The 7493-nt window shown below is 68.2% G+C and carries 6 protein-coding genes and 1 pseudogene; all 7 read left to right on the top strand.

Annotated features, from left to right (window positions below; genetic code table 11):
* Window positions 1-77 precede the first annotated feature (77 nt).
* Window positions 78-1079, top strand: coding sequence for an MCE family protein (locus VM306_RS40310; protein ID WP_414672510.1), 1002 nt, complete (start codon window positions 78-80; stop codon window positions 1077-1079).
* Complete coding sequence (locus tag VM306_RS40305) at window positions 1076-2242, top strand: MCE family protein (protein WP_325524832.1); 1167 nt, start codon at window positions 1076-1078, stop codon at window positions 2240-2242. Before VM306_RS40310 ends, VM306_RS40305 begins: the two co-directional genes overlap by 4 nt.
* The gene (locus VM306_RS40300; RefSeq protein WP_325524830.1) at window positions 2239-3393 is read left to right on the top strand and encodes an MCE family protein; all 1155 of its coding nucleotides are present in this window, start codon (window positions 2239-2241) and stop codon (window positions 3391-3393) included. Before VM306_RS40305 ends, VM306_RS40300 begins: the two co-directional genes overlap by 4 nt.
* The gene (locus VM306_RS40295) at window positions 3390-4619 is read left to right on the top strand and encodes an MCE family protein (RefSeq protein ID WP_325524827.1); all 1230 of its coding nucleotides are present in this window, start codon (window positions 3390-3392) and stop codon (window positions 4617-4619) included. Before VM306_RS40300 ends, VM306_RS40295 begins: the two co-directional genes overlap by 4 nt.
* Window positions 4619-5119 (top strand): nuclear transport factor 2 family protein, encoded by a 501-nt coding sequence (locus VM306_RS40290; RefSeq protein WP_325524824.1) that lies wholly within the window; start codon window positions 4619-4621, stop codon window positions 5117-5119. Before VM306_RS40295 ends, VM306_RS40290 begins: the two co-directional genes overlap by 1 nt.
* Window positions 5120-5132: 13 nt before the next feature.
* Window positions 5133-5990 carry a hypothetical protein gene (locus tag VM306_RS40285; RefSeq protein ID WP_325524822.1) on the top strand — a complete coding sequence of 286 codons (858 nt, stop codon included), beginning with the start codon at window positions 5133-5135 and terminating at the stop codon, window positions 5988-5990.
* Between the two features lie 514 nt (window positions 5991-6504).
* A pseudogene (locus VM306_RS40280) lies at window positions 6505-7493 on the top strand (DNA-directed RNA polymerase subunit beta); the annotation flags it as partial.

Here is a 7493-nt window from a genome sequence, read left to right as displayed (position 1 = left end):
CAGATCGCCGTTCCGCCTGTCATCAACACCCCGATCCCGATCACCGCACTGCCCGTGACGCAGCCGAGGTGCCGCCGATGAAACAGCGCAATCCGCTCACCATCGGCGCGGTCGGCCTGACGCTGGTCTTCCTGCTGCTGCTCGCCGCGTTCAACTCCGACGACCTGCCGATCATCGGCAGCGGCACCACCTACGCCGCCGAGTTCAGCGAAGCGGCAGGCCTGGTGGACGGCAACGAGGTCCGGGTCGCGGGCGTCAAGGTCGGCAAGGTGACCAAGGTGAAGCTGGACGGCGACCGCGTGCGGGTGTCGTTCAAGGTCAAGGACGCCTGGGTCGGCGACCGCAGCACAGCGACGATCCGGATCAAGACCCTGCTCGGCCAGAAGTACCTGGCGCTGGACCCGCAGGGTGCGCTGCCGCTGGATCCGGGCAAGCCGATCCCCAAGGAGCGCACGCTCGCGCCCTACGACGTGAACGAGGCGTTCAACGGCCTCGCGACGACGGTCGGGCAGATCGACACCAAGCAGCTCGCGGACAGCTTCGAGGTGCTGTCCCAGACGTTCGAGGGTTCCTCGCAGAGCGTCCGGGGCGCGCTGGACGGGTTGTCCGCGCTGTCGAAGACGATCTCCTCGCGGGACGAGCAGTTGGCCAGGCTGCTGGCCAACACCAGCCAGATCACCGGGACGCTGGCCGACCGCAACGAGCAGTTCGAGAAGCTGCTGGCGGACGGCAACCTGCTGCTGGGCGAGCTGCGCAAGCGGCGGGACGCGATCTCCGCGCTGCTCACCGGCACGCGCGACCTGGCGCGGGAGCTGTCCGGTCTGGTCGCGGACAACAACGCGCAGCTGCGGCCCGCGCTCGAGCAGCTGGAACGGGTGACCACGATGTTGCAGCGCAACCAGGACAAGCTCGACAAGAGCCTGACGCTGATGGCGCCGTTCTACCGGGTGTTCGCCAACACCCTGGGCAACGGGCGCTGGTTCGACACCTACATCTGCGGTCTGCTGCCGCCCTCGGTGAACCTCGGCGTCGTCGGGTTCAACGAGGAAGGCTGCCTGCCTCCGGGAGTGCGGCGATGACTGACGTGGTGCACAGCAGGACAGGCCGGTTCATCGCGATCGCGTGCGTGCTGGCGCTGGTCGTGACGGCCGGGCTCTGGTGGGTCTTCGCCTCCATGAACGGGCGCAAGGTCACCGCGCACTTCGCCGCGGCGGTCGGCGTCTACCCCGGCGGTGACGTGCGGGTGCTGGGCGTGAAGGTCGGCACGATCGACGAGGTCACGCCCGAGGGCAAGACCGTGAAGGTCGTCTTCACCGTCGACCGCGACGTGCGGGTGCCGGAGAACGCGCAGGCCGTCGTGGTCGCGCCGAGCGTGGTCAGCGACCGGTACGTGCAGCTCACCCCCGCCTACACGGGCGGACCGACGCTGGGCGACGACGCGCTGATCCCGCGGGAGCGCACCGCGACGCCCGTCGAGCTGGACGAGCTGTACTCGTCGCTCGACAAGCTCACGACCGCGTTGGGGCCCAACGGCGCGAACGCCGACGGCGCGTTGGCGGACCTGCTGAACTCGGCGGCGAAGAACCTCGAGGGCAACGGCCAGGCGCTCAACGACACGCTGAAGAACCTCGGCCAGGCCACGCGGACGCTGTCGGGGTCCAAGGAGGACCTCTTCGCCACCGTCGACAACCTGCAGAAGTTCACCGCGATGCTGGCCGCGAACGACAGCCAGGTCCGCGACTTCAACCAGCAGCTGGCGGACGTGTCGAAGATGCTCGCCGACGAGCGGGGCGACCTCGGCGCGGCGCTTTCGGAGCTCGCGACCGCGCTGGGGCAGGTGCAGGACTTCATCAAGGACAACCGCGAGGTGCTCAAGTCCAACGTGGACAAGCTCGCCTCGATCACGCAGGTGCTGGTGAACCAGCGGGCCGCACTGGCGGAGACCCTCGACGTCGCCCCGCTGGCCCTGGGCAACCTGCAGAACTCCTACAACGCGGCGTCCGGCACGCTCGACGTCCGCGCGAACATCAACGAGCTCAACCAGCCGCCGATCGTGCTGATCTGCAAGCTGGTCCAGCAGGCGACGCCGAACAACGTGCCGCCGGTGCTCGCGCAGACGTGCAAGCAGCTGGAGCCGTTGCTGACCGGCGCGATTCCGCTCAAGTCGCCGGCCGAGGTGCTCAGCGACCTGAACGCGGGCAAGCTGCCGCTGCCTCTGCCGCTCGCGGGGGTGCCCCAGTGAGGAAGCTCGCGATCGTTTTCACAGCACTGGTCCTCGCTGGTTGCGGGTCCGGTGGGTTCGACGGCATCTACAACATGCCGCTGCCGGGCGGTGCCGACGTCGGTGACCACCCCTACCGGGTCAAGGCGCAGTTCAAGGACGTGCTGGACCTCGTGCCGCAGGCCGGCGTGAAGGTCAACGACGTGCCGGTCGGCCGGGTGGAGAAGATCGACCTGGGCTCCGACGGCTGGACCGCCGAGGTCACCATGCTGGTCAACGGCGACGTGCGGCTGCCGGCCGACGCGTTCGCGAAGCTGCGCCAGTCCGCGCTGCTCGGCGAGAAGTTCGTCGAACTGGGCAAGCCCGCCCCGAACGACCAAACACAGCCGTCGACGGGCAGGCTCGCGGACAACGCCGTGATCCCGCTGTCGAAGACCAACCGCAACCCCGAGGTCGAAGAGGTCTTCGGCGCGTTGTCGATGCTGCTCAACGGCGGTGGTGTCGCGCAGCTGCAGAACATCACCAAGGAGCTCAACGCCGCGATGGAGGGCAACGAGCAGGAGATCCGCTCGTTGCTGGGCAACCTGAACACGTTCGTCGGGGAGCTCGACAAGCACAAGGCGGAGATCGTTCGCGCGCTCGACTCGATCAACCGGCTCGGCGGGACGCTGGCGCAGCAGCGCGAGAAGATCGCGGTGGCGCTAACGGACCTGGAGCCCGGCCTCCGCGTGCTGGCCGAGCAGCGCACGCAGCTCGTGACGCTGCTGAAGTCGCTGGACAGCCTGTCCGACGTCGCGACGGACACGGTCAACAGGAGCCGCGACGACATCGTGGCGGACCTGAAGGCGTTGCAGCCGACGCTGACGAAGCTCGCCGAGTCGGGGCAGAACCTGCCGAAGTCGCTGGAGCTGCTGCTGACCTACCCGTTCCCCGACGAGGCGCTCGACGGCATCAAGGGCGACTACACCAACGCGTTCATGGACCTCGACCTGAACCTCGGCTCCGTCCTCGACAACCTCGGGCGCTCGCGGCAGTCGCCGATCGACTCGCTGGTGCCGAGCCAGGGCACGCCGCTGCCGATGCCGAACATCCCGCTGCCGAACCTAGGGCAGGGGACCGGGTCCGGGCTGGGCGACCTGCTCGGTGGTCTGCTGGGAGGTGCTCGCAAGTGATCCTGCGGTCGACGAAGCTCAAGATCGGCGCGTTCGTGCTGGTCGCGTTGCTGGGCATCTCCTACGTCAGCGCGACCTACATCGGTCTGTTCAAGTCGGCGTCGACGGTCGTGACGATGCAGCTCGCCGACTCCGGCGGCATCTTCACCAACGCCGAGGTCACCTACCGCGGCGTCACGATCGGCCGGGTCGGGCAGCTGCGGCTGACCTCGGACGGCATCGAGGTCGACCTGGAGCTCGACGCGGACGCGCCGCGCGTGCCCGCGGCGACCGAGGCCGTCGTGGCCAACCGGTCCGCCGTCGGCGAGCAGTTCGTGGACCTGCGGCCGAAGTCGGACGACGGCCCGTACCTGGAGGCGGGCTCGGTCATCCCGCGGTCGGCCACGAAGACCCCGCCGCCGGTCGACGGGCTGCTGTCGAACCTGGACGCGTTCGCGTCGTCGGTGCCCACGGACTCGTTGAGGACCGTCGTCGACGAGCTGCACACGGCGTTCAACGGCACGGGCGGCGACCTGCAGGTGCTGATCGACAACACCGCGGCGTTCACGCAGGCGGCCAAGGAGCACCTGCCGCAGACGACTCAGCTGCTCGAGGACGGCCGGATCGTGCTGGCCACGCAGGCCTCGCAGGGTGGCGCCATCCGCTCGTTCAGCGGTGACCTGCGGTTGCTCGCCGAGCAGCTGAAGGCCTCCGACGGCGACCTGCGGCGGCTCATCGTCGCGGTGCCGCCGGCGTCGGAGCAGGTCTCGGCGCTGCTGAAGGAGAGCGGGCCGAACCTCGGGGTGGTCCTCGCGAACCTGCTGACCACGTCGAACATCCTCGTGACCAGGCGCGACGGCCTGGAGCAGATCGCGGTGACGTACCCGATCGCCGTCGGTGGCGGTTTCACCGTGGCGCCGGGGGACGGGTCCGCGCACTTCGGGCTCGCGCTGAACGTCTTCGACCCGATGCCGTGCACGGTCGGGTACGAGGGCACGACCATCCGCCAGGGCAACGACACGTCCGCAGCGCCGCTGAACACGCAGGCCTACTGCGCTCTGGCGCGCGGGTCGGCTACGTCGGTGCGAGGCTCGCAGAACGCGCCCTACGGTGGAACGCCGACGACACCGGTGGGAAACGCGACGACGCAGCCGGGCCAGGAGCCGACCGGGCAGCAGGCGGTGCCGGAGCTGCCGCTGCTGACGTCGCTGGGCCAGCTGCTGGGATTGCCGGAGGGGAAGAAGTAGTGCGGATCTTCACGGTGGTCGCCGCCGTCCTGGCGGTGCTGACGTTCGGCTACGCCGCGTACTTCGGCGTGGCCTGGTACTCGGCGTCGCACTCCTCGGAGTCGTCGTTCGCCTCGGCACGCGACGAGGCCCTGCGCTCCGGTCAGGTGGGCATCACGAACTTCCTGACCCTCGACTACCGCAAGGTCGACGAGGACCTGCAGCGCTGGCTCAACTCGTCCACCGGCGACCTGCGCGCCGAGATCGACAAGGACAAGGACTCGCGCAAGAAGCAGCTGGTCGACGCCAAGTCCGTGACGACGTCGAAGGTCCTCGACGCGGCCATCACCGAGCTCGACGACCGCACCGGCACGGCGTCGATGATCGCCGTCGTCGAGAGCGTCGTGACCCCGGACGGCGGCCAGAAGGTCACCAAGATCAACCGGTACCTGACCAAGCTCGACCGCACGGACGACGGCTGGAAGCTGAGCCAGCTGGGCCCGCTGCGGCCGGGCGCCTGATTGGACTGAGCTCGTGCCCCCATCCCGCCGCCGCCCCATCCCCACGCCACCGGCAGGAGGCCGCCCGAAGGTCGCCGGCCTGAACCGCCGCGTCACCGCGGAGCCGGTCGCCGAACCCGAGGTCGCGCCGTTTGCGGAGCCCGAGGTCGCGCCGGAGCCGCCTGCCGAGGAGCTGAAGGCGCCGGAGCCGGTCGAGTGGGAGCCGTCGGCGCCCGAGCAGGAGCTCGTGGCGGACGAGCCCGCCGAGGAGCAGGCCGCGCCGGTCGCCGAGGACGACGAACCTGCCGAGAAGGCTGAGCCCGCCGAGAAGGCCGAGCCCGCCGAGCCGGCCCCCGCCGCGAAGGACACGTGGCTGCTCCCCGTGGCCCTGCTCGTGGTCGCGGTCCTGCTGGGCGGCCTGGGCACGTTCTTCCTCTTCAAGTCGCGCGCCGTGTCCTACGACGCGGCCCTCGTCGACGTGGGCACCACCTCGGAGGTGAACGGCCAGGTCCGCGAGGCCGTCGAGAAGTCGTTCTCCTACAACTTCGCCGACGTGACCGCCACGGAGAAGGCCGCGAAGGAGCTGCTCACCGGCAGGGCGCTGTGCCAGTACAACGCGGTGTTCGGCCCGGTGAAGGAGATCGCGCCGCAGCAGAAGCTCGTCGTGACCGTCCGCGTCGCGTCCTCGGCCGTCTCGTCGCTCAAGGACGGCCGTGCCGCCGTGCTGGTCTTCGCCGACCAGGTCACCACCCGCACGACCGACAACCAGTCGGGCGGCGGCATGGCCATGCTCCGCGTGAGCGCGGTCGGCGACGGCGGCCGCTGGAAGATCGACAACATGGAGATGTTCGGGGCGACGGCGGAGCAGAACCGCCAGCTGCAGGGCTGCTGACCCGATCTGCCCCGCTCGGTCGTTTGGCCCGGGCCGGTGGCGGGTATTCGATCGCGGCCCCCTAAGATCAACTCTGCCGTGAGGTCGCCACAGGAGCCCGGATGCACCTCGGAGATGCCCTCCGCCAGCCCCGACACGCGTGATCTCGGTCACAGCAAATCTGGTGGCGCTCTGTAAGACGACTCGAGGCCGCCAACTTCCCGCCGAAACGGCCGCACACGTGTTTGCGCAGGTCAATTGAGTGACAAGAAGTAAACAGCGCTCCATCCAGAGGGTGGATCGGTCTGCAACATCTTGACTGCGCGCTCATGCAGGGTCACTCTGTCGGTGAGCAAGAGGAGGGTCCTTCCAGGTGCCTCTCGACAGTCGCCGTGCGTGTGGCTAGACTGCCCCTTTGCGCTGCCCATTTTCCGCTTGCCCTTCGCCGAGAGCGTGGATTAGTCGGGCATCGCCGCACCCTTGACAGCCGTGCTAGTTCGCTCTAGCCAGCTATTTGTCCCTGGAAGGACGCATCTTGGCGATCTCTCGCGCGACCAAGGCCACTGCTGCGACCAACTCCACGTCGGGGATCCCTGGAGCGCCGAAGCGGGTCTCGTTCGCGAAGATTAACGAGCCGCTCTCGACGCCCAACCTGCTTGACCTGCAGATCCAGTCCTTTGAGTGGCTGACCGGCGATGAGGCGTGGTTCCAGCGCCGCATCGACGCCGGCGACGAGAACCCGACGGGCGGCCTCGAAGAGGTCCTCAACGAGATCTCGCCGATCGAGGACTTCTCCGGCTCCATGTCACTGTCCTTCTCCGACCCACGCTACGACGAGGTCAAGGCCTCGACGGAAGAGTGCAAGGACAAGGACATGACGTACGCGGCACCGTTGTTCGTCACGGCTGAGTTCACCAACCACACCACTGGCGAGATCAAGAGCCAGACGGTGTTCATGGGTGACTTCCCGATGATGACGAGCAAGGGCACGTTCATCATCAACGGCACTGAGCGCGTGGTGGTCTCTCAGCTCGTGCGTTCGCCCGGTGTCTACTACGACACCGCGGTCGACAAGACGACGGACAAGGACGTCTTCAGCGTCAAGATCATCCCGTCCCGGGGTGCCTGGCTGGAGTTCGACGTCGACAAGCGCGACACCGTGGGTGTTCGCATCGACCGCAAGCGTCGCCAGCCGGTGACGGTGCTGTTGAAGGCTCTGGGCTGGAGCACGGAGCAGATCCGCGAGCGGTTCGCGTTCAGCGAGACGTTGCTGACCACGCTCGAGAAGGACCACACCGCGGGTACCGACGAGGCGTTGCTCGACATCTACCGCAAGCTGCGTCCGGGCGAGCCGCCCACGAAGGAGTCCGCGCAGGCCCTGCTGGAGAACCTGTTCTTCAAGGACAAGCGCTACGACCTGGCGAAGGTTGGCCGCTACAAGGTCAACAAGAAGCTGGGCCTGGACACCGACATCAACACCGGTGTGCTGACCGAGGACGACATCGTCACGACGATCGAGTACCT

It is taken from the genome of Lentzea sp., from assembly GCF_035525475.1.
In the GTDB taxonomy this organism is placed as follows: Bacteria; Actinomycetota; Actinomycetes; order Mycobacteriales; family Pseudonocardiaceae; genus Lentzea.
This window is presented reverse-complemented; position numbering and strand designations above follow the sequence as displayed.